This window comes from Pseudomonas sp. 8_5_2, from assembly GCF_059295255.1.
In genome coordinates this window covers 3,014,180-3,040,454 of record NZ_CM181238.1, presented here as the reverse complement: position 1 = coordinate 3,040,454, position 26,275 = coordinate 3,014,180, and the positions used below count along the sequence as shown (strand labels likewise).

Genomic DNA, 26,275 nt, shown 5'->3' with positions numbered 1-26,275 from the left:
GCCCCTGCGCTTCGGAAAATTTGGGAAACGCCTGAAGCGCCAAGACCTCAGAAACCAGTGCAACTGTCAAGTATTCGAAAACATGCAGGAGTCGCCGGCTATACTGTGAGTAATCAAGTCGTAGAAACTATCAACAATCTCGGGCGTGGTTACGGGGATCAAATACAACCCATCATGAATTCATCGCATTGGTCAGATGCTCAAAAATTATTAGTGCAAGGCACCGCAGTGAAGCTATCAAGCAACATCGGAGAAAATTTGCAGAGAGCCGCTGGCGATCCTGTCAATGCGGCTGCGACTCCGATATCGTCCAACAGTCACTTGATGGAGGCGTTAGCGGTAGTCGCACCACTTAACGAAATAATGCAAGCGGCAGGAAGCGTGAACACTCTTGTGAACGATGTTGTTGCAAGCTGGCTCCATGACCCCAAACGGCTGGTTCCAAAAGTGCGAGATCCCGGTAAAGCTGGATAGCACTCTGCACAATCCGGATAGTCCCCCGCCAGCGGTCTCCCTAACCTGACCAGGTCTGAACAATAACAATGGAGACCCTGGCCATGTTCCTGGGATTCGACTACCTCAATGCCATGCTCGAGGACGACCGTGAAAAGGGCATCTACCGCTGCAAGCGCGAGATGTTCACCGACCCACGCCTGTTCGACCTGGAGATGAAACACATCTTCGAGGGCAACTGGATCTACCTGGCCCACGAAAGCCAGATCCCCGAGAAAAACGATTTCCTCACCCTGACCATGGGGCGCCAGCCGATTTTCATCGCGCGCAACAAGGACGGTGAGCTCAATGCCTTCCTCAACGCCTGCAGCCACCGCGGCGCCATGCTGTGCCGGCACAAGCGCGGCAACCGCTCCAGCTACACCTGCCCGTTCCACGGCTGGACCTTCAACAACAGCGGCAAATTGCTAAAGGTCAAAGACCCGAGCAACGCCGGCTACCCCGACAGCTTCAACTGCGACGGCTCGCACGACCTGACCAAGGTCGCGCGCTTCGAGTCTTACCGTGGCTTCCTGTTCGGCAGCCTGAATGCCGATGTGAAACCCCTGGTCGAACACCTGGGTGAGTCGGCCAAGATCATCGACATGATCGTCGACCAGTCGCCTGAAGGCCTGGAGGTGCTGCGCGGTGCCAGCTCGTACGTTTACGAGGGCAACTGGAAACTCACCGCCGAGAACGGCGCCGACGGCTACCATGTCAGCTCCGTGCACTGGAACTACGCCGCCACTCAGAACCAGCGCAAGCAGCGCGAGGCCGGTGACGAGATCAAGACCATGAGCGCCGGCGCCTGGGCCAAGCAGGGCGGTGGTTTCTATTCCTTCGACCACGGCCACCTGCTGCTGTGGACCCGCTGGGCCAACCCCGAAGACCGCCCGGCCTACGAGCGTCGCGAGCAGCTGGCCGCTGACTTCGGCCAGGCGCGTGCCGACTGGATGATCGAGAACTCGCGCAACCTGTGCCTGTACCCGAACGTGTACCTGATGGACCAGTTCAGCTCGCAAATCCGCGTCGCCCGGCCGATTTCGGTGAACAAGACCGAAATCACCATCTACTGCATCGCCCCCAAAGGCGAGAGCGCCGATGCCCGCGCCAAGCGCATCCGCCAGTACGAAGACTTCTTCAACGTCAGCGGCATGGCCACCCCGGACGACCTGGAAGAGTTCCGTTCGTGCCAGACCGGCTATGGCGGCGGTACCGGCTGGAACGACATGTCCCGTGGCGCAGCGCACTGGGTTGAAGGCGCCGACGAAGCGGCCAGGGAGATCGAACTGCAGCCGTTGCTGTCTGGCGTGCGCACCGAGGACGAAGGCCTGTTCGTGCTGCAACACAAGTACTGGCAGGACACCATGATCCAGGCGCTCAAGGATGAGCAGCAACTGATCCCCGTGGAGGCCGTGCAATGAGCCTGTACGAGACCGTGCGCGACTTCCTCTACCGCGAAGCGCGCTACCTGGACGATGCCCAGTGGGACCAGTGGCTGGAGCTGTACGCCAGCGACGCAACGTTCTGGATGCCCAGCTGGGACGATGACGACACCCTCACCGAAGATCCGCAAAGCGAGATCTCGCTGATCTGGTACGGCAACCGTGGCGGCCTGGAAGACCGCGTGTTCCGCATCAAGACCGAGCGCTCTAGTGCGACCGTGCCCGACACCCGCACCTCGCACAACATCAGCAACATCGAGATCGTCGAGCAGGGCGAGGGCAGCTGCCAGGTGCGCTTCAACTGGCACACCCTGAGCTTCCGCTACAAGACCACCGACAGTTACTTCGGCAGCAGCTTCTACACCCTCGACCTGCGCGGCGAGCAGCCGCAGATCTTGGCCAAGAAGGTGGTGCTGAAGAACGACTACGTGCGTCAGGTCATCGACATCTACCACATCTGATCCAGTGTTTTGCGAGCACTGCCCGGTGTGTCAGCCGACGCGCCGTGGTCAGGCTCGCCCGCGAGGTGCAACATGAGTTTCCAGATCGCACTCAATTTCGAAGACGGTGTTACCCGTTTCATCGAGGCCAGCGGCCATGAGACCGTGGCCGACGCTGCCTACCGCCAAGGCATCAACATTCCGCTGGACTGCCGCGACGGCGCCTGCGGTACCTGCAAGTGCAAGGCCGAGGCCGGGCGCTACGACCTGGGCGACAATTTCATCGAAGACGCCCTGAACGAAGACGAAATCGCTGAAGGCTATGTACTGACCTGCCAGATGCGCGCCGAAAGCGACTGTGTCATCCGCATTCCGGCGTCATCGCAACTGTGCAAGACCGAACAGGCCAGCTTCGAGGCGGCCATCAGCGACGTGCGCCAGTTGTCGGCCAGCACCATTGCCCTGTCGATCAAGGGCGAGGCGCTGAGCCGCCTGGCTTTCCTGCCAGGGCAGTACGTCAACCTCAAGGTCCCGGGCAGCGAGCAGAGCCGCGCCTATTCATTCAGCTCGCTGCAGAAGGACGGCGAAGTCAGCTTCCTGATCCGCAACGTGCCGGGCGGGCTGATGAGCAGTTTCCTGACCAGCCTGGCCAAGGCTGGCGACAGCATGAGCCTGGCCGGGCCCCTGGGCAGCTTCTACCTGCGGCCAATCCAGCGCCCGCTGTTGCTGCTGGCTGGCGGCACCGGCCTGGCACCGTTCACCGCCATGCTGGAGAAGATCGCCGAGCAGGGCAGCGATCACCCGCTGCACCTGATCTATGGCGTGACCAACGACTTCGACCTGGTCGAGCTCGACCGCTTGCAGGCCTTTGCCGCGCGCATCCCCAACTTCACCTTCAGCGCTTGCGTGGCCAGCCCGGACAGCCAGTACCCGCAGAAGGGCTACGTGACCCAGCACATCGAGCCACGCCACCTCAATGATGGCGACGTCGACCTGTACCTGTGCGGGCCGCCGCCGATGGTCGAGGCGGTCAGCCAGTACGTGCGCGAGCAAGGCATTACCCCGGCCAACTTCTACTACGAGAAGTTCGCCGCAGCGGCCTGATTCCTTCACCCGAACATAGCACCGCCCCTTGTGGGAGCGGGTTCACCCGCGAAGAGGCCGGCCGGTACAACGACATTGCCTGGTCGGACGCATTCGCGGGTAAACCCGCTCCCACAGGGATCGCGGGCAGGCGGAGATTTGAGTATGAACAACAGATTCCAAGGCAAGGTCGCCCTGGTTACCGGCGCCGCGCAAGGCATCGGCCGGGGTGTGTGCTGGCGGCTCAAGGCCGAAGGCGCGCAGGTGGTGGCGGTGGACCGCTCCGAACTGGTTCACGAACTGGCCGGCGAGGGCATGCTGACTCTCACCGCCGACCTGGAACAGCACAGCGACTGCGCCCGGGTCATGGCCAGTGCGGTAGAGGCCTTCGGCCGCCTCGATATCCTGGTCAACAACGTCGGCGGCACCATCTGGGCCAAGCCCTTCGAGCACTACCAGGTCGAGCAGATCGAAGCCGAAGTACGCCGCTCGCTGTTCCCCACCCTGTGGTGCTGCCACGCCGCGCTGCCGTACATGCTTGAACGCGGTGCCGGCGCCATCGTCAACGTCTCGTCCATCGCTACCCGCGGCGTCAACCGTGTCCCGTATGGCGCGGCCAAGGGCGGCGTCAACGCGCTGACCGCGTGCCTGGCGTTCGAAACCGCCGGCCGTGGCATCCGCGTCAACGCCACCGCACCCGGCGGCACCGAGGCGCCACCGCGGCGGGTGCCGCGCAACAGCGCCGAGCAGAGCGAGCAGGAAAAACACTGGTACCAACAGATCGTCGACCAGACCCTCGACAGCAGCCTGATGCACCGCTACGGCAGCATCGATGAACAGGTCGGGGCGATTCTGTTCCTGGCCTCGGACGAGGCGTCCTACATCACCGGCGTGACCTTGCCGGTAGGGGGCGGCGACCTCGGCTGAGCAGCCCCCCCACGGCAACAGCTTTTCACCACAACAAAAACAAGAGCGATAGATGCCATGCGAACCCTCGACGTACATCCGATCATCGATAACGCGCGCTTTACCCCGTTTCACTGGATGGTCATGGCCTGGTGCGGCCTGCTGCTGATCTTCGACGGCTATGACCTGTTCATCTACGGCGTGGTACTGCCGGTAATCATGAAAGAGTGGGGCCTTACCCCGTTGCAGGCCGGTGCGCTGGGCAGCTACGCGCTGTTCGGCATGATGTTCGGCGCGCTGGCGTTCGGCAGCCTGGCCGACCGTATCGGGCGCAAGAAGGGCATCGCCATCTGTTTCGCCCTGTTTTCCGGGGCGACCATTCTCAACGGCTTCGCCAGCAGCCCCAGCGAGTTTGGCATCTACCGCTTCATCGCCGGCCTGGGTTGCGGGGGGCTGATGCCTAACGCCGTGGCCCTGATGAACGAATACGCGCCCAAGCGCCTGCGCAGCACGCTGGTAGCGATCATGTTCAGTGGCTACTCGCTGGGCGGCATGCTTTCGGCAGGCGTGGGCATCTTCATGTTGCCGCGGTTCGGCTGGGAGTCGATGTTCTTCGCCGCCGCCGTGCCGCTGCTGCTGTTGCCGGTAATCCTTTACTACTTGCCGGAATCGATTGGCTTTCTGGTGCGCCAAGGCCGCACCGAAGAAGCGCGCAAGCTGCTCAAACGACTGGACCCGACGTGCGACGTGCAGGCCGATGACGTGCTGCAGGCGGTGGACCGCAAAAGCAGCGGGGCGTCAGTGCTCGACCTGTTCCGCGACGGCCTGGCCATCCGCACCCTGGCCTTGTGGCTGGCGTTCTTCTGCTGCCTGCTGATGGTCTACGCGCTGAGTTCCTGGCTGCCCAAGCTGATGGCCAACGCCGGCTACAGCCTGGGCTCAAGCCTTTCGTTCCTGCTGGCGCTGAACTTCGGCGGCATGGCCGGGGCAATTCTTGGCGGCTGGCTGGGCGACCGCTACAACCTGGTCAAGGTCAAGATGGCGTTCTTCATCGCCGCTGCGCTATCGATCAGCCTGCTGGGGGTAAACAGCCCAACGCCGCTGCTTTACCTGCTGATCTTCATTGCCGGTGCCACCACCATCGGTACGCAGATCCTGCTGTATGCCGGCGCCGCGCAAATGTACGGTCTGTCGGTGCGCTCCACCGGTCTTGGCTGGGCTTCCGGTATCGGCCGCAACGGCGCCATCGTCGGGCCGCTGCTGGGCGGTGCACTGATGGGAATCAACCTGCCGCTGCAGCTCAATTTCATCGCCTTCGCCATCCCTGGTGCCATTGCCGCACTGGCCATGGCTGTGCACCTGGCCAGCGGCCGGCGGCATGCCCAGGCCATTGCGGCCCAGGCCTGAATCGAACTGCGCGAGGTGCCATGAAAACCCTGATCAAGGACAGCTCGCTGTCCGCCATCGTCGCTGGCTGCATCGCCACGATGATCTCTTATGCCGGCCCGCTGGTGATCATCTTCCACGCCGCGGAGGCCGCCGGCCTGTCTCACCAGCAGCTGTCGTCCTGGGTGTGGGCGGTGTCCATGGGCAGCGCCGTGCTTGGCGCGCTGCTCAGCCTGCGTTACCGGGTGCCGGTGGTCATCGCCTGGTCGATCCCCGGCTCTGCGCTGCTGGTAACCGCCTTGCCGCAGCTCGGCCTGGAACAGGCAGTGGGTGCCTACCTGGTGGCCAACCTGGTGCTGCTGCTGATCGGCATCAGCGGCGCCTTCGACCGCATCATTGCGCGCCTGCCAGGCTCCATCGCCGCCGGCATGCAGGCGGGCATCCTGTTCAGCTTCGGTAGCGAGGTATTCCGCGCCTTGCCGCTACAGCCGCTGCTGGTAATGGCGATGTTCGTCACCTACGTGCTGATGCGCCGGCTGCAGCCGCGCTATGCAGTGGCAGCGGTGCTGTGCGTCGGCACGCTGGTGACCGTGGCCAGCGGTGCGTTGCGCAGTGAAGCACTGGTGCTGGAGCTGGCTTCGCCGCAACTGATCACCCCGCAGTTCAGCCTGGCGGCGCTGTTCAGCCTGGCGCTGCCGATGGTGCTGGTGGCACTGACCGGGCAGTTCATGCCGGGCATGGCGGTGCTGCGCAACGCCGGATACGCAACGCCTGCCAGCCCGCTGATCAGCGCCAGTGCCTTGGCCGGTGCGGTGCTTGCGCCCTTTGGTTGCCACGGGCTGAACCTGGCGGCAGTTACCGCCAGCCTGTGCACCGGCCACGAAGCCCATGCGAACCCGCGCCGCCGCTATGTGGCGGCAGTGGCCGGCAGTGCACTGTACCTGCTGCTGGGCATTGCCGGGGCCACGCTGATGTCGCTGTTTGCAGCCTTTCCCGCCGCACTGATCGCCGCCCTGGCCGGGTTGGCCCTGTACGGCGCGATCAGCGAAGCCCTGGCCCGCAGCCTGGCCGAGCCGGCCGAGCGCGATGCCGGGCTGTTCACATTCCTGGTCACCGCTTCGGGGGTGGCCTTCCTGGGCCTGTCGGCGGCGTTCTGGGGCTTGGTGTTCGGCCTGCTGGCCCACGCGCTGCTGCGGTTGCGCCGGCCACAGGCACGGGAGGTGCTGCGCCGTAACCCATGAACCGCTGCTGTTCCAACGCTTTATCCATAAAAACAAGATCAAGAGAGCTTCGGAATGAACCACACCCCCTGCGTCGCCCTGGGCATGACTTTGCTCAGCCAACCGTTGCTGGCCGCCGAAGGCGGTTTCTTCGAAGATTCGAAGGCCAGCCTCAGTGCCCGTAACTACTACTTCAGCCGCGACTTCTCCGACATTGTCGGGGCCAACCAGCAGTCCAGGGCCGAGGAGTGGGCCCAGGGTTTCATCCTCGATTTCAAGAGCGGCTACACCCCAGGCACGCTCGGCTTCGGCGTGGATGCCCTGGGGCTGCTGGGGATCAAGCTCGACAGCAGCCCGGACCGTGTCAACACCGGCCTGCTACCGGTGCATGGCGATGGTCGCGCTGCCGACGAATACAGCCGCCTGGCGCCTACCTTCAAGGCACGGCTGTCAAAGACCGAGCTGCGCGTGGGCGAGCTGCAACCGAACCTGCCGGTACTGACCTTCAGCGACATCCGCCTGCTGCCGCCGACCTACCAGGGGGCGAGCGTGAGTTCGGCGGAAATCGACGGGCTGACGGTGCAGGCCGGTCACCTGAAAAGCACCCACCTGCGCAACGAAGGGGGCGACGGCAAGATGAACGCCATGCTCGGCCATGTGCCGATGCGCCAGGCACAAAGCGATGCGTTCAACTACGTGGGCGGCGACTATGCGTTCAACGCCAACCAGAGCAGCATCAGCCTGTGGTACGGGGAACTGGAAGATATCTACCAGCAAGGCTTTGTCGGGCTCAAGCACAGCAAACCGGTAGGGGATTGGGTACTCAGCGCCAACCTGGGGTATTTCACTGCGCGTGAAGCGGGCGAGGCGCTGCTCGGCAACATCGACAACCAGGCGTTCTTCTCGATGTTCACCGCCCGGCATGGCGGGCACAGCTTGCATGTCGGCTACCAGGGTATCTACGGCGACAGCCCGTTCCCACGGGTATTCGCCAACATCTCGCCGCTGGGCAACGAAGTCCCGACCTACGAGTTCGCCTACACCGACGAGCGCTCCTACCAGGTGCGTTACGACTACAACTTCGCAGCCATGGGCGTGCCGGGGCTGACCACGACGGTGCGCTACATCACCGGTAACAATGTAGATACCGGGCAGGGTTATGAAGGGCGTGACCGCGAGCGCGACCTAGATATCGGCTATGCGGTGCAGAGCGGGGTGCTGAAGGGCCTGGGGATTCGGCTGCGCAACGCCATGGCCCGGTCCAACTACCGCAGTGACATCGACGAGAACCGCCTGACCCTGGTGTACACCTGGCAGTTGCTGTAGCCCGTGCACCCACAATCGCGATTGCGTGTCAGCGCCGGATGAGGGTAGCGTCGGCAAACCACCTTTTCAGGAATGCCACCCTTGGACTCCATCACCCAAGCCGTTCTCGGCGCCGCCCTGCAAGGTACCGTGCTGGGCCGCATCCAGGGCCGCCGCTCGCTGCTTTACGGGGCGGCGCTGGGCACGCTGCCCGACCTGGATGTGATCATCCGCTACGCCGACCCGGTGTCGCAGATGACCTACCACCGCGGCTTCTCCCACTCATTGTTCGTGCTCACCGGGCTGGCGTTGCTGCTGGCGTGGCTGGTCGGCAAATGCTGGCCCGGCAAGGGCTACACCCTGCCCAGGCTGTTCCTCGCGTTCTGGCTGGTGCTCATCACCCACCCGCTGCTCGATGCCTTCACTGTGTACGGTACGCAGCTGTTCTGGCCACTGCAGACAACCCCGCAGAGCTGGGCTGCGGTATTCATCATCGACCCGGTCTACACGGTGCCGCTGCTGGCAGCGGTGGGTTACGCCATTTTCAAGGGCGTTACGCAGAGGGCTACTCGCCTGCTGACCCTGGCGCTGGTGTTCAGCACTGCCTACCTGGGTTTTGGCCTGGCCGGGCGGATGGCGGCCGAGCAGCGCTTCCAGGCGGCGTTGGAGCAACAGGGTGTCGTCGCCAGCGAGGTACGTGCCGTGCCCATCGCCTTCAACAGCCTGGTCTGGCGCGTGCTGGCCAAGACCCCGGATGGCCACTATTACGAAGGCATCAGCAGCGTACTCGACCGCCAGCCGCCAGAAATGCAACGCCTGTCGCGCAACCTTGATCTGGCCGAAGCACTGGCCGGGGCGCCGCTGCACCAGCGGCTGCGCTGGTTCACCGATGACTGGCTGCGCTACGACCAGGTCGGCGACGCGCTGGTGGTCACCGACCTGCGCATGGGCATCCCGGGCAACTACACCTTCCGTTTCAACATGGCGCACCGCGACAGCCAGGGGCGCTGGACGGTGGATGTGCCTTCGGTATGGCAAGGCAGCGGGCCTGGGACGATGTTCAATGGCGCTGACCTGGCGCTGATCTGGCGACGCATCGTCGAACAGCAACCGCCGTTGCCGCTGGCCGTCTGGACTGACCGCTACCTGGGTGTCAGCCCGGTCGAGGGCAGGCGCTAAGGCATGCGCTCGGCGGGGCTGGACCTGGTCAAGTGGACGGCGATGCTGACCATGGTCGCCGACCACCTGCGCTTTTTGTGGCCGAGTGCCGATGGCCTGTTCGTGCTGGGGCGTTTGGCATTTCCGCTGTTCTGCCTGGCGATCGCGGTGAATGTTGGGCGCGTCAGGGCAGGGGCGCTGTATACCCGCGTCAACCTGCGCTATCTGGGGCTGATGCTGCTGTTCGCGGTGCTGTCGGAACCGGCGTATCGCTGGCTGGACAGTGGCTCGCCGACCTTCAGCGTGATGCCGACACTGGTGTTGGGGTTGCTGGTAGCCTGGGGTGTGCATCACCCACTGATCTCGGCCCGGGTGCTCGGCCTCGCCGGGCTGGGAGTGGGGTGGCTGTTCAGCGAGCAGCTGATGTATGGCCTGCCGGGGGTGTTGCTGCCGGGCGCCTGGCTGATGGCACGCCGGCAGGGCGGCGTGGCCTGGTGCTTGCCTTGCCTGTTGGCCATGGGCGGGAACCTGACCAACAGCTGGCTGCAGGCGCATCTGTTGGCGCCTATTACTTTGTTGACGCTGGCTGCAGCAGCCTTGGCGATCCCGGTTGGCTGGGGGTTGCTGCGCCATGATGATTGGGCGGTGCCTGCTGTCGGGCGTTGGGGTTACCTGTTTTATCCGGTGCATTTGCTGGTTATAAGGGGGTTGGTTTGAGGTCGCAATGGGGCCGCTTTGCGGCCATTCGCGAGTAAACCCGCTGCTTCAGGACCGGTTGCAATCGGCCAATTCATACCCATTTAAAGCGGTCTTAATCGAGGCAGGATCAACCCATGGAACCCAACCGCTTCGGCGATATCGCGGCCTTTGTCAGTGCCGCCAAGGCCGGCAGTTTCACTGCCGCCGGCGCCAGCCTGGGGCTGACGCGCTCGGCGGTGGGTAAAAGCATTGCCCGCCTGGAAGCACGCATGGCGGTACGCCTGCTCAACCGCACCACACGCAAACTGAGCCTGACCGATGAGGGGCTGGTGGCCTTCGAGCGCTGGCGGCAGATTCTGGATGACCTGGACGAGGTGGAAAGCGCCATGGCCCAGCGCCGCGGCAAGCCCACCGGCACCCTGCGCCTGACGGCGCCGTTGTCGCTCGGCCAGCGGCATGTGTTGCCGATCCTCGACCAGTACCTCAAGCAATGGCCGGAACTGCGTGCAGATATTCGCTTCACCGACCGTTTCGTCGACCTGGTCGAGGAGGGCGTCGACGTTGCCGTGCGTATCGGTGCGCCAAAAGAAGATTCGCAGCTGTTGACCCGCACCGTAGCCTGGCAGCAGTTTGTCACCTGTGCCTCGCCGGCCTATCTGCAAGCGCGTGGCGTACCCGAGGTCCCCGCCGACCTCTACGGGCACGACAAGATCGCCTTCCTCGCCGGCGAAAAGGCCATGCCCTGGCGCTTTCACAGCGAAGCGGGGCTGCACCTGTGCGAAGACCCCGGGCGGCTGAACATCGACAGCTCGGAAGCGATGCTGGACGGCGCCCGCGCAGGTTTCGGGCTGATTCACCTGCCCACCTACATCACCGGCGACGATTTGCGTGCGGGCACGCTGGTAGAAGTGCTCCAGGTCTACCGGCCACCGGCAGATCCGATCCGCATCGTCTACCCGAGCAAGCGCCACCTGTCGCCGCGGGTTCGCGGTTTCATCGACCTGCTGGTGGCCAGTTGGGAAGCGGGTGTGCCCTGGGAATACTGACTGGGTGGCCGGCGAACGGCTCTGGCGCGGCAACGTTCGCACGATTCGAGGGCGTTGCAGATAGCTGCCCCGCAGTTGTGGCGCTCAGTGTCCAGATATTTTTATGCGAATTAGCAGAAATGCTAGTAGCTAGATTGCTCCGGATCGCCCAAGATGTACCGTGCAGAGGTTGGTCGAACGACACAGCCGCTTCAACTTTCACTGAAAACGCACCAATCAGCATTGAGGATTCAGAGCATGTCCAACAGACAAACCGGTTCGGTTAAATGGTTCAACGACGAAAAGGGCTTCGGCTTCATCACCCCGGACGGCGGTGGCGACGACCTCTTCGTTCACTTCAAGGCCATTGAATCGGACGGTTTCAAGTCGCTGAAAGAAGGCCAGAAGGTTTCTTTCGTTGCTGAAAAAGGCCAGAAAGGCATGCAGGCTGCTCAGGTGCGTCCAGAGTAAGTCGGCTGTGTGTCGAATACGCTCAGGCGTGATCGACCACTGAGAAACGGAGCCCTCAAGGGCTCCGTTTTTTTTGCATGAAATCCGGGTTGCGGGGCTTCACGCCTGCTGCAGGAACGGGTAGTCGGTATAGCCTTCAGGCCCATTGGCATAATCGAACTGCGGCCTGTGCGCGTTCAGCGGCGCCTGTTCACGCAACCGCGCTACCAGGTCGGGGTTGGCAATGTAGCTGCGCCCGAATGCCACGGCATCGATCAGGCCGCGCCCGATCAGGTCTTCGCCTTTGGCGGCGGTGTAGGCGCCGGCAGCAATGATCACCCCCGGATAGGCGGCGCGGATGGCTTCACGGAACCCGTCACGCAGCGGCTTGCCACCGGCCCAGTCAGGCTCGGACAGGTGCAGGTAGGCGAGGTTGCGTTTGGCAAGCTCGCGGATCAGGTACAGGCCGGCAGCCTCCTGGTCCTCGCCATTGTCGACGCCATTGAAACCACCCAGCGGGAAGACGCGGATGCCGACGCGCTCGGCGCTCCAATTGGCGATTGCTGCGTCCACGGCTTCCAGCACGATGCGCGCGCGGTTCTCGACGCTGCCGCCGTAGTGGTCTTCGCGCTGGTTGGCGCTTGGGGTGAGAAACTGGTGCAGCAGGTAGCCGTGGGCAGCGTGCAGTTCGATGAAGTCGAAACCGGCTTCCCGGGCATTGGTCGCAGCCTGGCCAAAATCGGCGACGATGTCGGCAATTTCGCTCTCACTCAGAGCACGCGGCGCAGAAGTTTCGACACGCACCAGGTTGCCTTGCTGGTCACGCAAGGTGGTACGTGCTCCGGCCGGCACTGCCGAAGGTGCCACCGGCGCCTCGCCGCCAGGCTGCAGGGACGTGTGTGAAACCCGCCCGGTGTGCCAGACCTGCACGGCACTGTGGCCGCCTTCGGCGTGAATGCCTGCGTTGATGCGCTGCCAGGCCGCAATCTGCTCGGCGCTGTGAATACCAGGCGAACCGGAATAGCCCTTGGCCTGGAAGGAAATCTGCGTGGCTTCGGTGATGATCAGCCCGGCGCTGGCGCGCTGGCGGTAATACTCGGCCATCATCGCGGTCGGCACGTCGCCCGGTTCAAGGCTGCGCAAGCGGGTCAGGGGCGCCATGAATACGCGGTTGGGCAGGGTGAGCGGGCCGATTTGCAGCGGTTGTAGCAGTTTCATTGCAGCTCCAGAGGTCAAAACCAATGGTGCGCACAATACCGAGGTGATTGGGGAAAGGGGGGACCGGGAGCCCGGCGTAGAGCTCCCCAATGGTCCTTGTATGTTGTCTGGGGTCTTTTTTCGGGCAAGCGCCACAGGGCGCGCGTGGGGGCTCACAGGTGCTTGCCACAATATTTCAGCGCCTGTGAGATCGAGCGCCGCCCGCGCGGCGCTTCGCAGCACAAGGCTGCTCCTACAATCTGTTTCGGGCCAATTATTCCTGAGGCCGAGGCGCTCGGCCCCTTGGCGCCTGCCTTGATATCGAGTTGGTACGACAAGGCGGTCGCGCACGATTGGCACAGGCCTCACTGGTTCGGTACAGCATTGGCGGCAGCGATTACCCCGTGCTGCTGGGCCAGGCGCCAATGCTTGATACGCCATGCGCGATAAGCAATTCAGATCGGACAACCTGACATTTTTGCCAGTAGCAGGTTGCAGCGCGATCGCCGATGATCCTGAGCATCAAACTCTGGAGCTCCAGCATCATGCCGGCAAAGCAACGGGAACTCTATTTCTACCAAGGTAGGCGTACGTCTACCACCATTGGGGGCGCAAGCGCACGCGTGGTTTGGGGCGCTTCGATCGCGTGCGCACAGTTAAACATCCACGACCAGATCATTTCAGCGCTGCAATGTGACCAAGCAAATACGATCATGAAAAACAGCCGAACGGCCGATTTTCAAATTTACACCCCTTACGGGTTTTCAAAATCACAAGAACCGACGACGTTGGTAACATTCGTGGGCCAGCGTCGCGACAAGGCCACGGGGAATTATCCTCTTGGCAACGGGCAGCGTGATTTTAATCCGCGCACGATGCGCTTCAATCAGCCGGACGCGCTGTCTCCATTCGGGAAGGGCGGGATCAATGGATATAGCTATTGCCAATCTGATCCCGTGAATCGAAATGATCCTGGCGGACGGTTCTGGGAGCGAATTAGAAATTTTCTAACTCGAACTTTCGGACGTCGCGCTCAACCACAGGATGTCGATGTGGAAATGAACCCTTTGCGACCCTCCGCCCCCACTCTGGATCAGCAGTCAGAGCCCCTGCCCAGCCAAGCTACCAGGCAGATAGCTGCATCAAGCACTGAGGCAACCTCTACTCATTCCTCTCTTGCAGGCAGTGGCAGCACTTCAAGCCCCGCTACAGTGCGCACGGCAGGCGTCGAATCTTCATCCCGGATAATGTCGGCCGAAACCAGAAAATTCCTGCTGAAGCTACCGGTTGCTTATGCAACGCAATACGTAGTTCAAATTACCGCTGCAGAAGCTTTGGGGAATAGTCCTGCCGCCCGTGGAGTGGCGGCAGTATTTGGTGTAACAGCGGGAGTCGGTTTGGTTTATGTACTGAATAGAAAATATATGCATGACGCTTTCTATTACGCCAGAAATCTTGTAAGGCGCTAATGAGCCTGCTTCGAACGTTTTGAATCGACTCAAGTGTGCTCGTTAGAATGGGTTGTGAACTTGGGGGGGGCGAGAGCTGAGCCAACAACTATAAATCGTCTTAACGAGAACAATGGAAAGGTTCGCCAATCCGTTCAAGCGCGTCTTTCAGGCTCAGGGAACGCTTCATTAGCAGAGACAGCATGGCCATGGCATCTGAATACCCCCTTGCTACCACTGCCTCAACCTGATCACCAACGCATTGCAACGCAATGAAGTCGCCTTCCTCCGGCTCACCGACAAATTCAATACGATCCCAGTCCCGCGCATGCCCCAGCACTTCGTAAGTGCGCCCATGCTGGTATGTCCAGAAGAACGGCACATCGGCGTAGCGGCGCTGCTCGCCGAGCATATTGGCGGCGGCGATTACCCCTTGCTGCTGGGCCAGGCGCCAGTGCTCGATGCGCACCGGCCGCCCCGCAAGCGGGAAGGTCACGATGTCCCCTGCGGCCCACAGACGGTCGGCGGCGCGCATTTCGGTATCTACCCGCAGCGATTTGTCTTCGGTCAGGGGCACGCCCTGGAGGAAGCCGGTGGCCGGCTTTACCCCGGTGCCCAGTAGCACCAGTGACGTTTGCAACCGTTCACCGTTGCTCAGCAACACGGCTTCCACCTTGTCTTGGCCCTCGATCCGCTCGACCTCGGTGGGGCCATGAAAGGTAACGCCTTTACGTTCGTGCAGCGCGCGGATGCTGCGGCCAATGCGCTCCCCCAACTGCCTGGCCAGGGGGATTTCATGGCGTGTGACCACGTGTACGTGTACGCCGTACTTACGCAGCGCCGAGGCGGCTTCCAGCCCGATGAAACCGTCGCCGACGATCACCACTGGCTGGCCAGGTTCGGCCGCGTCGAGCAACTGCGCGGCATCCTCCCTTGAGCGCAGGGTGAATACCCCAGGCAGGTCGACACCCGGAATGTCGGGGCGGATTGCTTTGCCACCTGTGGCCAGCAGGCAGGCGTCATAGTCGAACTGCTGGCCGTCGGCGAGGGTGAGTTGGCGTTTTTGGCTGTTCAGGGTGCGCACCTTGCCGTGCTTGCGTTCCAGATGGCCTTTGCGCAGGGCGTCGGCTTCGAGCAATGCGGGCACTTCGTCGGCGGGCATCTCCCCGGCAATCACGAATTTGCTCAGGGCGGTGCGGTCGTACGCTGGCTGGCGCTCCTGGTCGATCCACAGCAGCCGGCCCGCAAAGCCGTGGGACAGCAGGGTGGCAACTGCGGCGCTGCCGGCGGCACCGGCGCCGACCACGACGAAACAGCGGGCATCGCTGTGCCTGGGCGGCTCGATCACGGGCAGGGGTTGATCTTCGACCCAGACTTCGTCGCCCTTCACCCAGGCCTTGTAACGCCGCAGGTCAGCCAGGGCAGGTGGCTCGCAGACCACACCGTCGTCAACGGCGAACGCAGCTTTGTGCCAAGGGCACACCAGCAGGCCAGCGCAGACCACACCTTCATCGAGCGGGGCGCCCGCATGCGGACAGGTGGCCTGGTAGGCATGCACCTGGTCGCCTTGGCGGATCAGGATCAGTTCTTCGTTGCCGGCTTGTACGCGTAGGGGACGGTGTTGATCGAGCTGGGCCAGGCGGGCGACGGCGTGCTGGGTCATCGGGCTTCTCCAAAGGGGGCCTTTGCAACCATTTGACGCCTGGGGTCGGGAGTAAGTGCACCTATCTGACGATCGGAGTGGTGTATGTGCAACTGGCATTTTTATCAGTTTCAGTATGCCCCGCGTTTGCCCATCCTTTCACTGAGCGCCGCTATCAGGAGCCGGCATGCTACTCACAGTGGATATACAACAGTCGGTAATGGGCGCCACGCCTCACACTGCGTATGGGTTCAACTCGCGGAGCAACGCTGCTTTGGGCTTTGTCGGCGAGTGGCGAGACATTGCCACGGGGGGCTATCTGCCTGGAAATGGCCAGCGCTTGTATCGTTCGAATTTGATGAGATTCTGCAGCGCTGACTCATTTAGCCCCTTTGGTAAAGGAGGACTGAACAGCTATGCCTACTGTCAGGACGACCCCGTAAACCATGTCGACAGAAGCGGTCATGATTTTGTGCGTACCCTGCAGCAGTTCTTCAGTGGCTTCACTGGGTTGATAAACACCGGCATGTCAGGGCTCAAGGTTGCTACACCCATTATCAAAAGGTCAGTTCATGCCGCGCAGTTGAACATGACAGCAGAGCAGTACCTCGCCTTTCCCACGCGTATTCCCGAATACCCTAAGCTGGCTCGCGCCGGCAATTCAATTGCAACGGTATCGGGGGTGGCCAGTGTGATCCTGGGCACGCCAACCGGAATCGTAGCGGCTTGGCAAGCGCAATCGTCATTGTCTTCGATGTTTTCGTCGGGGACGCGGCTGGGCACTGGAGCATCGGGCATGACAGGGCGGGCGATGCAGGCCTGGAGCTCCTCGAAGCGTACACTCGCAGACATCTCGCAGTACAACATCAGCTACGCGCAGATTGCGAGTGAGGTGGCGCAGGAAATGTTCGGTGTGAATATGCTACGCGCAAGGGAATCGGGCATTGTTCGCATTGAACTGCCCGATGAAATGCGCAACCTCCGGAACATGCCGGCAACTAAAGAGCTGTTGGAGGTAATGGTCAGCACCGTTTAGCGATAATGTCAGGCTGACGAGCGGCGGGGATGGTTCTTTTATGTGGCCTGGGCGGACCTCTTCGCGGGTAAATCGAATTGCGCACCGCCGCTCCGATTTACCCCCGAATGAGTTCAACTGGCTTTTGCAGAGCTCAACGCACCCGCGCGGGTGATGCGCAAGGCCACCAGGCTACCGACCACGATCAGCGCCGCCAGCGAGTACAGCGCGGCATCGGTGGAACCGGTCTGGTCCTTGATGAACCCCACCAGGTACGGGCTGAGGAAGCCGGCCATCTGGCCCACCGAGTTGATGATCGCCAGGCCCGCCACCGCTGCACCGGCGCTGAGCAGCGCAGTGGGCATAGGCCAGAACATCGGCAGGCCGGTAAGGGCACCCATGGTGGCGATCGACAGGCCGAGGATGGCGATGGCAGGGTTGCCGGCGAAGTTGACCGCAATCAGCAGGCCGATGGCACCCATCAGCATCGGCACCACCAGGTGCCAGCGCCGCTCGTTGCGCAGGTCAGCCGAGCGCCCGCAGAGGATCATGAACACACCGGCCAGCAGGTACGGGATGGCGCTGAGCCAGCCGATCAGCAGCGGGTTGTCGAAGCCCATGCTCTTGATGATCGAGGGCAGCCAGAAGTTGATCGCGTATACGCCGCTCTGGATGCAGAAGTAGACGAAACCGAAGGCCCAGATCAGCGGGTTGGTCAGCACGGCCAGCACGCGGTCCCCGCTGGTGCCGGGCTTGCCAGCGGCATCGGCCTGCAGGTCGCTGGCGATCATCTGGCGTTCTGCCGGGCTCAGCCAGGCGGCTTTCTGGTAGCCGTCGCTGAGCAGGAACACGGCCAGCATGCCAAGGGCAACGGTGGGCAGGCCCTGGATCAGGAACATCCATTGCCAGCCGGCCAGGCCGTGCTGGCCTGCAGCGAAGTGCTGCAGGATCCAGCCCGAGAACGGCCCGCCAAGCAGGCCGGACACCGGGATCGCCGACATGAACAGGGCCATGATGCGACCACGGCGGGCAGCCGGGAACCAGCGCGAAAGGTACAGCACCACGCCCGGGAAGAAGCCGGCTTCGGCAGCGCCGGTGAGCAGCCGCAGGGTGTAGAACTCGGTGGGCGTGGTGACGAACAGCAGGCAGGTGGAGAGGCTGCCCCAGGCGATCATCATCAGCGCAATCCAGCGCCGCGGTCCGAAGCGGTTGAGCGCCAGGTTGCTCGGCAAGCCGCAGAGCACGTAGCCGATGAAGAAGATGCCGGCCCCCAGGCCGTACACCGTTTCGCTGAACTTCAGCGCGTCGAGCATCTGCAGCTTGGCAAAGCCGACGTTGACGCGGTCAAGGTAGTTGAACAGGTAGCAGATGAAAATGAACGGAATCAGCCGCAGGGTGATGCGCCGGTACAGCGCGTTGCGGGTGGAGTCCGTGCCTTGGTCAGGGGCGGGGCTGTGTGCCATGATCGGGTTCTCTGTTGTTATGGTTGTCGCCGCGTCGCCTGTTTCGGCGCTCGCCCTGACGAGTCTCGGGGACGGCGGCGTACCTGTCTTTGTGCTTTTGCACAGCGCTTGGGCCAGCCTGCTGTGCCCGGGCCCAAAAGCCTAACACCCCTAAGGACCCTGCAATGTTCGAACTCGACCATGACCTGGCACAGGATATCGTTGACCGGGCCATGGCTATCTTGCCGTGCAACGTCAACGTGATGGACAGCCAGGGCTTGATCCTGGGCAGTGGCGAACCGGAGCGCATCAACACCCGCCATGAAGGCGCGCAACTGGTGTTGGCCAACGGCAGGATCGTCGAGCTGGACAGCGACGCGGCCAAATGCCTGAAGGGCGTGCAGCCGGGGGTGAACCTGCCGCTGATGCTCGATGGCCGGCTGATGGGTGTACTGGGCCTGACTGGTGAGCCGCAACAGGTGCGTACCTATGGCGAGCTGGTGCGCATGACCGCTGAAATGCTGCTGGCCCAGCGCCATTTGCAGGCCGACCAGCAATGGCGTCGGCAGCGCTGTGACGACCTGCTGGCGCTGTTGCTCGGCGGCAGCGGCGACTCCCCACGGCTGCTCGATGAAGCCCGGCAACTGGGCCTGAAACCCCAGTTGCCGCGGGTACCGTGCCTTTTTGAACTGGCCTCGGGCCCTCCCGCCGAGGCGCTGTCGGCATGGTTGATGAGCCGTTACCCGGACAGTTGGTGTGTCAGCCCGGCTCGCCAGTCGTTGCTGTGGTGTCGCCCGGCCGGCGCGGCGCTGGACGAGCCCCGCCTGCTCGAGCGCCTGCAACGCCATGGCTGGGAAGTGGAGCGGCTCGCCGTGGGCAGTGCTGCGCAGAGCCTGGAGCAACTGCGCCGAGGTTATCGCCGGGTGCGTGACTTGCTGGCATACGGGCGCGAGGTACTGCCCGGCGAACGGTTGCTCAGCCTGCAGCGCTACCGGTTGCCGGCCATGTTGTGGCGGCACCGCAACGATGATGCGCTAGATGAGCTGCTGGAACCGTTGCAGCGCATCCGCGCCAAGGACGGCAGCGGCCAGTTGCTGACCACCCTGCGCACCTGGTGCGCGCATGACGGCCAGAGCCAGGCGTGTGCCGATGCCCTGGGTATACATCGCAACAGCCTGCGTTACCGGCTAGAGCGGATTGCCGAACTGGGCGAGGTTGATCCGTTGCGCATGGAAGGGATGCTCAGCTTGTATCTGGGGTTGCAGTTGTTGCCGGCTGGGTGATGGGGTGAGCTGCGGCGGGCGTCGGCGGCAGCTGGCCTGCCGCAAATAGCCCCGAAGCAGGCACAAATGCATCTGCCCAAACAACCCGTCCCGCGTTTTGTGCATTTGACCGAGGCCCCCCAGGCGCACAACTGTCAGCATGCCGCTCATCAGGACAGGAGAATCCCCATGAAAATCGTCATTGCCCCCGACTCGTTCAAGGACAGCCTCGACGCTGCCGGTGTCGCCCGCGCCATCGCCGCCGGCCTGGCCGAGGCCTGGCCGCAGGCCGAGCTGGTCGAGTGCCCGATGGCCGATGGCGGGGAAGGCACCATGGAGGCGATCCTTGCTGCCAGCCACGGCGAACTGCGCCGCCAGGCCGTACGCGGCCCGCAGGGGCAAAGTGTCGAAGCCGGCTGGGGCTGGTTGCCGCAAAGCCGCACGGCAATCATCGAAATGGCCCAGGCCAGTGGCCTGCAGCTGGTGCCAACCAGCCAGCGCGACGCCTGCCGCAGCAGCACCTGGGGCACCGGCGAGCTGATTGCCGCCGCCCTGGCCGCCGGCGCGCAGCGGGTGGTGCTGGCCATCGGCGGCAGCGCCACCAACGATGCCGGCAGCGGCATGTTGCGGGCGCTGGGCTTGCGCCTGCTGGATGCCGAAGGGCAAACGCTGGAAGAGGGCGGCCTGGCCTTGGCCAGGCTGGCCCGCATCGATGCCAGCGACCTCGACCCGCGCCTGGCCGAGGTGCAGTTTGAAGTGGCTGCCGACGTCGATAACCCACTGTGTGGGGCCAACGGTGCATCGGCCATTTTCGGCCCACAGAAGGGTGCGAATCCGCAGCAGGTTGATGCGCTCGACCATGCCCTGGGGCATTTTGCCGACCATTGTGCGCAGCTGCTGGGCGAGGATATGCGTGACTACCCTGGCTGCGGTGCTGCCGGCGGCATGGGTTTTGCGGCCCGGGCATTCATGGGTGCACAGTTCCGCCCGGGGGTAGAGGTAGTGGCTGAACTGGCCGGTCTCGATGCGCTGGTACAAGGCGCTGATCTGGTGGTGACTGGCGAAGGGCGCTTCGATGCGCAGACCTTGCGCGGCAAGACGCCAATGGGGGTAGCCCGGGTTGCCAAGCGCCATGGTGTGCCGGTGGTGGTACTGGCCGGGACCTTGGGTAAGGGCTATCAGGCCCTGTATGCCCATGGGATAGATGCGGCCTTTGCCCTGGCAAGTGGGCCGATGAGCCTGGAGCACGCGTGTGCCAATGCTGGGGAGCTGTTGCAGGCACGGGCTTGTGATATCGGGCGGTTGTGGCGTTGTTCGAAGCGGGTCTGAAGGTATTGCCCCGGTGGGGAGCGCAGGTCATGTGGGGGGTGGCCTCTGGGAGGTTGCATCAGGGCTGACAGGTGTATGCCTTGGTATATTCAGCGCCTGTGAGATCGAGCGCCGCGCGGGCGGCGCGATCTGGGAGTGTCAGGTTTTTTGTGTGCGGGCCGGTAATGGCCTGCCGCCCGGCAGGCCTTGATTTCACCAGGTTGGCCTGATGAACCGATCTCCGTACAGAATCGCAAATTGATTCATCGCACTTTTCCAGTCATGCGCCGCTGACCCCCAGTTCGCTGTGATGTTGCGCAGCCCCAGCCAGATCAGTTTGGTCGCCGCGTCGTCGTTCGGGAAGTGACCGCGGGTTTTGATGATCTTGCGTAGCTGAGCGTTGATACTCTCGATGGCGTTGGTGGTGTAGATCACCTTCCGGATGGCCGGTGGGAAAGCAAAGAACGGAATCACTCGATCCCACGCCCGTCGCCAGGCAGTCACCACTGTTGGATATTGCGTGCCCCAAGGCCCGCTTTCAAACTCATCCAGTGCCTGTTCAGCCGCCTGGGCGTTGATGGCCTGATAGATCGGTTTGAGAGCCTTGGCCAAGGCTCGACGCTTGTCCCAGGCCGCATAAGCGAGGCTGTTGCGGATCAGGTGGACGATGCAGGTCTGCAGTGTCGTCTCCGGAAATACTGCACTGAGCGCTTCCGGCATGCCTTTGAGGCCGTCGGTTACGGCAATCAGCACATCCTCGACGCCGCGCGTCCTGAGGTCATTGAACACCTTCATCCAGAACTTCGCACCTTCGGTGTTCTCAATCCAGATGCCAAGAATATCGCGCGTTCCATCTGGCAAAACGCCCAGTGCCAAGTAGATCGCTTTATTGCGAACCAAGCCTTCTTCGCGAATTTTGACCCGCAGAGCATCAAAGAAAATGACCGGATACATCGGTTCCAGAGGCCGCTGTTGCCACGCGCCAATCTCCTCCATGACCTCGTCGGTCACGGAACTGATGAAGTCGGGCGAGACCTCTGTTCCATACTGCTCGGAGAGAAAGGCACGGATTTCTCTGACCGTCATACCGCGGGCATACATGGCGATGATCTTGTCGTCAAAACCGGTGTAACGGCGCTCATGTTTGGGGATCAAAATGGGCGAAAAGCTGCCATCCCGGTCACGAGGGATATCCAGCCTTAGCGGGCCATCACCAGTGAGTACCGTTTTGCCGCTCTTCCCATTTCGCTGGTTGGTTTCATCCTCCGGGCGCTGCGCGCCCGGTGGATAGCCCAGATGATGACCCAGTTCGGCATTCAAGGCTCGCTCTATCAGCGCCTTCTTGAATGCCGCAGAGGCTTCTTCGATGGCTTCTGCGGTCATCAGCGGAACAGCGGAAAACTGTTCCAGCAGCTCTTTCGGAACCTTTGGTAACTCTCGGAGCGGTTTTTTTTTGGTTGGCATACATGCACCTCTTACTCATGTTATGCCCGAACACAAAATTTCTGACACCCTCCTCGATCTCCCTGGCGCTACAAATGCAGCGGCAGGCACCTGTCAGCCCTGATGCGATCCCTGCTGGCCCAACCTGCCACCAATAACCTCAAGACTCTCCAAACATGGCAATAAAGTTGGCCAGCGCTGGCGATGCATTCTGCCCGCTCCATTTCATGTACAACCCAAGCCCTGGCACAGGCTGGTTACCGATAACCCGGATCGGCCGAAACTGCACACGTTCGCCAGGCGTGGAACTGGCAAACGAAGCCGGCACCAGTGCCACGCCAAACCCACAGGCCACCAAGCCAAGCAGCGTGTGAATCTGCGCAGCCTCCTGCACCACCTTGGGGTAAAAACCCGCCGCTTCGCACAACGCGATCAACTGCGCGTGATAGCCACCGCCAAGGTTTTGCGGGGTGAACACGAAATCCTCATCGGCAAACCCGCGCAGGTCCACGTCGTATTCCTGGGCCTTCGCATGACGGGCGGGCAACGCCATGACGATCTGCTCGTCAAGCAGCAGTCGCGACTCAAGGGTTCCGGCCGGCAGCGGCAACCTGCGCATGAAGCCGACATCTGCCTCGCCGGCCAGCAGCGCCTTGGCCTGCGAGGCCGACGGCATCTCGCGGATGGTCAGTTGCACGTTCGGGTAGGTCTCGCGGTAGCGGCGCAAACTGTTGAGCAGCGAGTCGTAGTAGGCGATGGAAATGGCAGTGATGGCGAGCTTGCCGCTGACCCCGGCAGACACATTGCGGGCGTACTCGATGCCCTGTTCCAACTCGGCCAACGTGCGGTAAGCCGTGTCGAGAAATGCCGTGCCGGCGGCGGTCAGGTGCACCCCGCGCTTGTTGCGCAGGAACAGCTTGAACCCGAGCTTTTCCTCAAGTCGACCAATCGCCTGGCTCAGTGGCGGTTGCGCCATGTGCAGGCGCTCGGCCGCCTTGTGAAAGTGCAGCTCTTCGGCCACGGCAATGAACTGCCGCAGCAAACGTGTCTCGATCATCCAGCATTCCTTCAGTACAGCTGACCCGGCGGTGATATCTTTCAGATATCGAACTTGCATGCTTTTAATATTAAGCCATTGATTTTTTTGTTGATATCTTAAAAAGGAGATTTGAAGGTACCCAGCAAATGCCCGTTACAGACCCTTTCCACGACAAAGTTGCGGTGATCACCGGCGCTGCACAGGGCCTGGGCTTGTCCTATGCCATGGCACTGGCCGAACGGGGCGCTAGGGTGGTGATCAGTGACCTGGGCACCGATCGTTCCGGGCAGGGGCAGGATACCTGGGCCCTGGATCACGCGCTGGCGGCCATGCGGGCCAAGGGCTTCGCGGTTGTCGGTCACACCGGCCGGCTGGAAAACGAAGACGCATGCAAACAACTGGTCGAGCTGGCCATCGAGCATTTCGGTGCACTGGATATCCTGATCCATAACGCCGGCTGGGTCGATTACCAGCGCATCGAGGCGCAGGATGACGCTTTTCTGCAGCGCGCGCTGGGCATCAACGTACAGGCACCCGTGTGGCTGGCCAAGCATGCCTGGGCCCACCTGAAGCGTTCCACGGCCCCGCGCGTGGTGCTGACCACCTCGGACCGTGCCATGTACCAGCGCTATGCGCAGCCCGGCCTGGTGGCCTACGCTGCCGGCAAGATGGCCCAGGTCGGCATCATGAATGCCCTGAGCATGGAGGGCCAGGAGCACGGCATCCTGGTCAATGCCATTTCACCCGTGGCGAAGACTCGCATGTGGGGCATTACCCAACCCCCGGAGGAGCTGAAACCCGAGTGGGTCACGCCCGGGGTGCTGTACCTGGCCAGCGCGCTGTGCCATGACACCGGCTACATCCTGCGGGCCAGCAATGGCCAGTTCACCGCCACACGCTTCAACGAGAACAGCGGCGTCAGCTACCCTCGGGACCTCGGCCGTGTGCAGGCGGGCAACCTGGCCGAGGTTGCCGAACGCTGGAACCGCATCAAGGAATGCAACTATGTGCCAGTCAAGGTCGCCAATACCCGCGCCGACCTGGGCGAAAGCCTGGTGTGGGACGAGCACAGCAGCACTTTGTACTTCGTTGATATTTCTGGCGGGCGGATCAACCGGTTGGCGGCCGACGGCGAAGTCGAGAGCCTGTACGAGTCCGCCGCACGCATCGGCGCCCTGGCGTTGACCGACCACGGCAACCTGATTTTCACCGAGGATGCCAGCGTGGGCATCTTCAATGTGCCGTCGCGCACGGTGAGCCAGCATTCGGCGGCGGTGCATCCCCGCCCGACCTACCGTTTCAACGATGGCGCATGCGACCCGCAAGGGCGTTTCGTGACTGGCTTGATGGACGAAACCCCCAGCGGCAAAAGCGGGGCGTTGTTTCGCTTTGACGGGCAGTTGTGCGATCAGGTGATCCACGACGACATGGCGTTGCCCACCGGTATTGCCTGGTCGCAGGACGGCCGCACGGTGTACTTCGTCGATTCGGCGGCGCGCGCAATCTATTGCGCCGACTACCTGGCCGAAGGGCGGCTGGGCGCCGTCACGCTGTTTGCCGAAACCCCTGCCGAGCTGGGGCGCCCGGACGGGCTCGCCCTGGATCGCGAAGGCGGCCTGTGGGTGTGCCAGTACCATGGCAGTTGCCTGCTGCGCTATGACCGCCAAGGCCACCTGACCGACCAGGTGCTGATGCCGGTGCCATGCCCCACCAGTTGCTGCTTCGGCGGCCCGGGGCTTAATACCTTGTACATCAGCACCGCGCGCTACGACATGAGTGCCGAAGACCTGCACCATTATCCGGACGCCGGCGACCTCTACGCTATCCGCCCGGAAATCGGCGGCGTCGCCCGACACTGCTTCAAGGAATAAGCACCTGGGCCTGACTGGCCGGTAACACGGCCAGTTCACCAAAGCGTTGCGCCGAATCGATATAGCGCAGCGCAGACTTTGCGTCTTTCCAGCCCACATAGCTCATCAGCGACTTCAATTCCCACCCATTGGCCGTGGCCCAGGTGGCAAAGCCACGGCGCAGCGAGTGGCCGGTGTACAGCGCTGCCGGCACCCCGGCGCGCTCCAGCATGCGCCGCAGCAGGCCGACCAGGCTGTTGCTGTTGAGTGCGCTGTCGCCGAGGTTGCCCCAGCGGTCTAGCTTGCGGAACACCGGCCCGTGGGCAATGCCGGCGACCTCCAGCCACTGCAGGTAGGCAGTGACCGGGCACAGGGCCTTGAGGGCAGGGGTGCGGTGCTGCACGCCCAGGGCCTCGCGGTCACCCTTGCTGCGTGGCAGGAACAGGGTGATGCCGACACCCGCTTCGGCCTGGATGTGTTCGATGCGCAGACGCGCCAGTTCATCGCCGCGAAAACCGCGCCAGAAGCCCAGCAACAGCAGCGCACTGTCGCGACGGGCGCGGCGCAGGGCGGCCAGGTCGTGATGCTCACGGGCCTCACGGGCTTCCTCTTCAAAGCAGGCCACGGCGGTTTGCAGGTGCTGCAGCAACAGCGGGGCTGCCTGTTTTGGCGGTGTCGGGTGCAGGGTGCGGATGCCACGCAGCACCTGACGCACCAGCGGCGCCTTGGTCGGATCGGGAAAGCCCTGGGCGACGTGCCATTGGCTGAGCGCGGCCAGGCGCTGGCGCAGGGTGCTGACGGCATGCTGGTCAGCGTGGTCGGCCAGGTAGCGGGCAATGCTTTCAGCGGTGGCCGGAAGGAAGCCGCCCCAGTGGGTTTCGAAGTGTTCGATGGCAGCCTGGTAGCTGCGCCGGGTATTGTCACGGGTGGCGGCGCGCAGGTAGCGCTCGATATCGGTCATGGTGCGGGTGTCGGTGGGTGATGGGCACACCATACCCGGTATCAGGGCGCAATGCATGC

The 26,275-nt window shown here is 62.7% G+C and carries 22 protein-coding genes and 1 pseudogene; 17 read left to right on the top strand and 6 right to left on the bottom strand.

Features of this window, described 5'->3' with window-relative positions; genetic code table 11:
- The first annotated feature begins 557 nt into the window (after positions 1-557).
- The 11 genes from benA (at position 558) to AC5O5R_RS13935 (ending at position 11,630) form a co-directional block, all read left to right on the top strand.
- Positions 558-1,916 carry a benzoate 1,2-dioxygenase large subunit gene (gene benA / locus AC5O5R_RS13985; RefSeq protein ID WP_172286439.1) on the top strand — a complete coding sequence of 453 codons (1,359 nt, stop codon included), beginning with the start codon at positions 558-560 and terminating at the stop codon, positions 1,914-1,916.
- Entirely contained in the window at positions 1,913-2,398 is a 486-nt protein-coding gene (gene benB, locus AC5O5R_RS13980; protein ID WP_172229734.1) for a benzoate 1,2-dioxygenase small subunit, read from the top strand. Before benA ends, benB begins: the two co-directional genes overlap by 4 nt.
- A 72-nt stretch (positions 2,399-2,470) precedes the next feature.
- Positions 2,471-3,481: a benzoate 1,2-dioxygenase electron transfer component BenC gene (gene benC, locus AC5O5R_RS13975; protein ID WP_172286438.1), complete on the top strand. Its 1,011-nt coding sequence runs from the start codon at positions 2,471-2,473 to the stop codon at positions 3,479-3,481.
- Between the two features lie 144 nt (positions 3,482-3,625).
- Positions 3,626-4,387 carry a 1,6-dihydroxycyclohexa-2,4-diene-1-carboxylate dehydrogenase gene (locus AC5O5R_RS13970; protein ID WP_172229738.1) on the top strand — a complete coding sequence of 254 codons (762 nt, stop codon included), beginning with the start codon at positions 3,626-3,628 and terminating at the stop codon, positions 4,385-4,387.
- Positions 4,388-4,444: 57 nt separating this feature from the next.
- A complete protein-coding gene (locus AC5O5R_RS13965) occupies positions 4,445-5,773 on the top strand; it encodes an MFS transporter (RefSeq protein ID WP_494514462.1) in 1,329 nt (442 codons plus the stop codon).
- Positions 5,774-5,793: 20 nt separating this feature from the next.
- Positions 5,794-6,993: a benzoate/H(+) symporter BenE family transporter gene (locus AC5O5R_RS13960; RefSeq protein ID WP_172229742.1), complete on the top strand. Its 1,200-nt coding sequence runs from the start codon at positions 5,794-5,796 to the stop codon at positions 6,991-6,993.
- Between the two features lie 54 nt (positions 6,994-7,047).
- Complete coding sequence (locus tag AC5O5R_RS13955; protein ID WP_494514461.1) at positions 7,048-8,298, top strand: OprD family porin; 1,251 nt, start codon at positions 7,048-7,050, stop codon at positions 8,296-8,298.
- A gap of 81 nt (positions 8,299-8,379) precedes the next feature.
- Positions 8,380-9,456, top strand: coding sequence for a metal-dependent hydrolase (locus AC5O5R_RS13950; RefSeq protein ID WP_172227455.1), 1,077 nt, complete (start codon positions 8,380-8,382; stop codon positions 9,454-9,456).
- A 3-nt stretch (positions 9,457-9,459) separates the two neighbouring features.
- Positions 9,460-10,152, top strand: coding sequence for a TraX family protein (locus AC5O5R_RS13945; RefSeq protein ID WP_172227457.1), 693 nt, complete (start codon positions 9,460-9,462; stop codon positions 10,150-10,152).
- A 116-nt stretch (positions 10,153-10,268) separates the two neighbouring features.
- Positions 10,269-11,180 (top strand): LysR family transcriptional regulator, encoded by a 912-nt coding sequence (locus tag AC5O5R_RS13940; protein WP_172227459.1) that lies wholly within the window; start codon positions 10,269-10,271, stop codon positions 11,178-11,180.
- Positions 11,181-11,417: 237 nt separating this feature from the next.
- The gene (locus tag AC5O5R_RS13935; RefSeq protein ID WP_172227461.1) at positions 11,418-11,630 is read left to right on the top strand and encodes a cold-shock protein; all 213 of its coding nucleotides are present in this window, start codon (positions 11,418-11,420) and stop codon (positions 11,628-11,630) included.
- 99 nt (positions 11,631-11,729) lie between these two features.
- Here the strand turns inward: AC5O5R_RS13935 and AC5O5R_RS13930 are convergent, their stop codons facing one another.
- Positions 11,730-12,827, bottom strand: a complete 1,098-nt coding sequence (locus AC5O5R_RS13930) for an alkene reductase (RefSeq protein ID WP_172227463.1) — start codon at positions 12,825-12,827, stop codon at positions 11,730-11,732.
- 488 nt (positions 12,828-13,315) lie between these two features.
- Between AC5O5R_RS13930 and AC5O5R_RS13925 the strand changes: the two genes are divergently transcribed.
- The gene (locus AC5O5R_RS13925; RefSeq protein ID WP_172227465.1) at positions 13,316-14,275 is read left to right on the top strand and encodes an RHS repeat-associated core domain-containing protein; all 960 of its coding nucleotides are present in this window, start codon (positions 13,316-13,318) and stop codon (positions 14,273-14,275) included.
- A gap of 100 nt (positions 14,276-14,375) precedes the next feature.
- On the opposite strand, the gene AC5O5R_RS13920 is transcribed toward AC5O5R_RS13925, so the two are convergent.
- Complete coding sequence (locus AC5O5R_RS13920; protein WP_172227467.1) at positions 14,376-15,917, bottom strand: FAD-dependent oxidoreductase; 1,542 nt, start codon at positions 15,915-15,917, stop codon at positions 14,376-14,378.
- Positions 15,918-16,083: 166 nt separating this feature from the next.
- Between AC5O5R_RS13920 and AC5O5R_RS13915 the strand changes: the two genes are divergently transcribed.
- Positions 16,084-16,932: an RHS repeat-associated core domain-containing protein gene (locus tag AC5O5R_RS13915; protein WP_172227469.1), complete on the top strand. Its 849-nt coding sequence runs from the start codon at positions 16,084-16,086 to the stop codon at positions 16,930-16,932.
- Positions 16,933-17,045: 113 nt separating this feature from the next.
- On the opposite strand, the gene AC5O5R_RS13910 is transcribed toward AC5O5R_RS13915, so the two are convergent.
- The gene (locus tag AC5O5R_RS13910; RefSeq protein WP_172227471.1) at positions 17,046-18,374 is read right to left on the bottom strand and encodes an MFS transporter; all 1,329 of its coding nucleotides are present in this window, start codon (positions 18,372-18,374) and stop codon (positions 17,046-17,048) included.
- A 164-nt stretch (positions 18,375-18,538) separates the two neighbouring features.
- Between AC5O5R_RS13910 and AC5O5R_RS13905 the strand changes: the two genes are divergently transcribed.
- Both AC5O5R_RS13905 and AC5O5R_RS13900 read left to right on the top strand, forming a co-directional pair.
- A complete protein-coding gene (locus AC5O5R_RS13905; RefSeq protein WP_172227473.1) occupies positions 18,539-19,636 on the top strand; it encodes a sugar diacid recognition domain-containing protein in 1,098 nt (365 codons plus the stop codon).
- A 168-nt stretch (positions 19,637-19,804) separates the two neighbouring features.
- On the top strand, positions 19,805-20,944 hold the full coding sequence (locus AC5O5R_RS13900; protein ID WP_172227475.1) for a glycerate kinase: 1,140 nt from the start codon (positions 19,805-19,807) through the stop codon (positions 20,942-20,944).
- A gap of 192 nt (positions 20,945-21,136) precedes the next feature.
- Here AC5O5R_RS13900 and AC5O5R_RS13895 read toward each other — a convergent pair whose 3' ends face one another.
- Together AC5O5R_RS13895 and AC5O5R_RS13890 are read right to left on the bottom strand one after the other, a co-directional pair.
- On the bottom strand, positions 21,137-22,387 hold the full coding sequence (locus AC5O5R_RS13895; protein ID WP_494514460.1) for an IS256 family transposase: 1,251 nt from the start codon (positions 22,385-22,387) through the stop codon (positions 21,137-21,139).
- A gap of 139 nt (positions 22,388-22,526) precedes the next feature.
- The gene (locus AC5O5R_RS13890; RefSeq protein WP_172228763.1) at positions 22,527-23,423 is read right to left on the bottom strand and encodes a LysR substrate-binding domain-containing protein; all 897 of its coding nucleotides are present in this window, start codon (positions 23,421-23,423) and stop codon (positions 22,527-22,529) included.
- Positions 23,424-23,551: 128 nt separating this feature from the next.
- Here AC5O5R_RS13890 and AC5O5R_RS13885 point away from each other — a divergent pair.
- Positions 23,552-24,160, top strand: a pseudogene (locus AC5O5R_RS13885) (SDR family NAD(P)-dependent oxidoreductase); the annotation flags it as partial.
- Between the two features lie 6 nt (positions 24,161-24,166).
- Entirely contained in the window at positions 24,167-25,276 is a 1,110-nt protein-coding gene (locus AC5O5R_RS13880) for an SMP-30/gluconolactonase/LRE family protein (RefSeq protein ID WP_256676235.1), read from the top strand.
- On the opposite strand, the gene AC5O5R_RS13875 is transcribed toward AC5O5R_RS13880, so the two are convergent.
- On the bottom strand, positions 25,266-26,273 hold the full coding sequence (locus tag AC5O5R_RS13875; RefSeq protein ID WP_172228767.1) for a site-specific integrase: 1,008 nt from the start codon (positions 26,271-26,273) through the stop codon (positions 25,266-25,268). The genes AC5O5R_RS13880 and AC5O5R_RS13875 overlap by 11 nt on opposite strands.
- Positions 26,274-26,275 lie beyond the last annotated feature (2 nt).

Coding starts and splice junctions, on each gene's coding strand:
- benA (WP_172286439.1), top strand. CDS start 558: ATGTTCCTGGGATTCGACTACCTCAATGCCATGCTCGAGGACGACCGT.
- benB (WP_172229734.1), top strand. CDS start 1,913: ATGAGCCTGTACGAGACCGTGCGCGACTTCCTCTACCGCGAAGCGCGC.
- benC (WP_172286438.1), top strand. CDS start 2,471: ATGAGTTTCCAGATCGCACTCAATTTCGAAGACGGTGTTACCCGTTTC.
- AC5O5R_RS13970 (WP_172229738.1), top strand. CDS start 3,626: ATGAACAACAGATTCCAAGGCAAGGTCGCCCTGGTTACCGGCGCCGCG.
- AC5O5R_RS13965 (WP_494514462.1), top strand. CDS start 4,445: ATGCGAACCCTCGACGTACATCCGATCATCGATAACGCGCGCTTTACC.
- AC5O5R_RS13960 (WP_172229742.1), top strand. CDS start 5,794: ATGAAAACCCTGATCAAGGACAGCTCGCTGTCCGCCATCGTCGCTGGC.
- AC5O5R_RS13955 (WP_494514461.1), top strand. CDS start 7,048: ATGAACCACACCCCCTGCGTCGCCCTGGGCATGACTTTGCTCAGCCAA.
- AC5O5R_RS13945 (WP_172227457.1), top strand. CDS start 9,460: ATGCGCTCGGCGGGGCTGGACCTGGTCAAGTGGACGGCGATGCTGACC.
- AC5O5R_RS13940 (WP_172227459.1), top strand. CDS start 10,269: ATGGAACCCAACCGCTTCGGCGATATCGCGGCCTTTGTCAGTGCCGCC.
- AC5O5R_RS13935 (WP_172227461.1), top strand. CDS start 11,418: ATGTCCAACAGACAAACCGGTTCGGTTAAATGGTTCAACGACGAAAAG.
- AC5O5R_RS13930 (WP_172227463.1), bottom strand. CDS start 12,827: ATGAAACTGCTACAACCGCTGCAAATCGGCCCGCTCACCCTGCCCAAC.
- AC5O5R_RS13925 (WP_172227465.1), top strand. CDS start 13,316: ATGATCCTGAGCATCAAACTCTGGAGCTCCAGCATCATGCCGGCAAAG.
- AC5O5R_RS13920 (WP_172227467.1), bottom strand. CDS start 15,917: ATGACCCAGCACGCCGTCGCCCGCCTGGCCCAGCTCGATCAACACCGT.
- AC5O5R_RS13915 (WP_172227469.1), top strand. CDS start 16,084: ATGCTACTCACAGTGGATATACAACAGTCGGTAATGGGCGCCACGCCT.
- AC5O5R_RS13910 (WP_172227471.1), bottom strand. CDS start 18,374: ATGGCACACAGCCCCGCCCCTGACCAAGGCACGGACTCCACCCGCAAC.
- AC5O5R_RS13905 (WP_172227473.1), top strand. CDS start 18,539: ATGTTCGAACTCGACCATGACCTGGCACAGGATATCGTTGACCGGGCC.
- AC5O5R_RS13900 (WP_172227475.1), top strand. CDS start 19,805: ATGAAAATCGTCATTGCCCCCGACTCGTTCAAGGACAGCCTCGACGCT.
- AC5O5R_RS13895 (WP_494514460.1), bottom strand. CDS start 22,387: ATGCCAACCAAAAAAAAACCGCTCCGAGAGTTACCAAAGGTTCCGAAA.
- AC5O5R_RS13890 (WP_172228763.1), bottom strand. CDS start 23,423: ATGATCGAGACACGTTTGCTGCGGCAGTTCATTGCCGTGGCCGAAGAG.
- AC5O5R_RS13880 (WP_256676235.1), top strand. CDS start 24,167: ATGTGGGGCATTACCCAACCCCCGGAGGAGCTGAAACCCGAGTGGGTC.
- AC5O5R_RS13875 (WP_172228767.1), bottom strand. CDS start 26,273: ATGCATTGCGCCCTGATACCGGGTATGGTGTGCCCATCACCCACCGAC.